The sequence below is a fragment of the Oleiphilus sp. HI0128 genome (genome assembly GCF_001635365.1).
The window spans coordinates 1-859 of sequence record NZ_LWGG01001321.1; the positions used below are offsets into that span (position 1 = coordinate 1).

Genomic DNA, 859 nt, shown 5'->3' on the forward strand with positions numbered 1-859 from the left:
TGGAGTCTTTATTGTTGCCTGCCTTAGCCGTTGTGGGTAGCAGAAAACCAAGTATGGCCGGGAAACAGCATGCCTATTCTTTTGCCTATGAGTTGAGCCTTCAGGGCCAGAATGTCGTTAGTGGTTTGGCTTTGGGGGTTGATACTTTGGCCCATCGAGGAGCCTTGGAAGCAAGTGGCATTACCTGTGCGGTTTTGGGGACGGGCTTAGATCTTGTTTACCCAAGGCAAAATCAAAAACTAGCAGAGCAAATTATGGATCGAGGAGTGCTGGTGTCGGAAATGGCTTTAGGGTCTCTGCCTGTGCCTGCAAATTTTCCGCGACGAAATCGTTTGATTTCGGGGCTTTCTCAGGGTTCATTGATTGTTGAAGCTGGCCTGAAAAGCGGATCATTAATCACTGCGAATTATGCGATAGAACAGAATCGGGAGGTATATGTCATTCCAGGGCCTATTGATAGTGAAGTGGCTGCCGGATGCAACGATCTGATTAAACAGGGAGCGCAGCTGGTGACATGTGTCGAGGATATTCTAGCTTTTCCTTGTCGGGACTCTTGTATGACGGTAGCGTCTTCCGCCAATAACTCAAAGCGTGAGAGTCCGATTGGGCGCAGTACAAGCGCTATAGTGGGCAAGGCTGAGGGTCATGCAGCTGAAACTCAGTTGTCACATGAACTTTTGCCCGATGAAGGAAAGCTATTACCTCTGATTGATTTTCAGTGTACCTCCTTTGACGTTCTAGCTAGCGAGAGCCAACTGGAAGCTGGCGTGCTATTGCAAAACCTGGTGAGCTTGGAGCTAAAAGGTTTAATTTCTAATGTGCCAGGTGGCTATCAGCGTGTGAAATCAGTAAACTCAGC

Annotated in this window: 1 protein-coding gene; it reads left to right on the plus strand. The window is 48.2% G+C overall.

All coding sequences use genetic code 11. From position 1 onward, the window contains the following. Positions 1-859: DNA-processing protein DprA (dprA, locus tag A3763_RS22145; protein WP_068760520.1), on the plus strand; the 859-nt coding region annotated here is incomplete at both ends.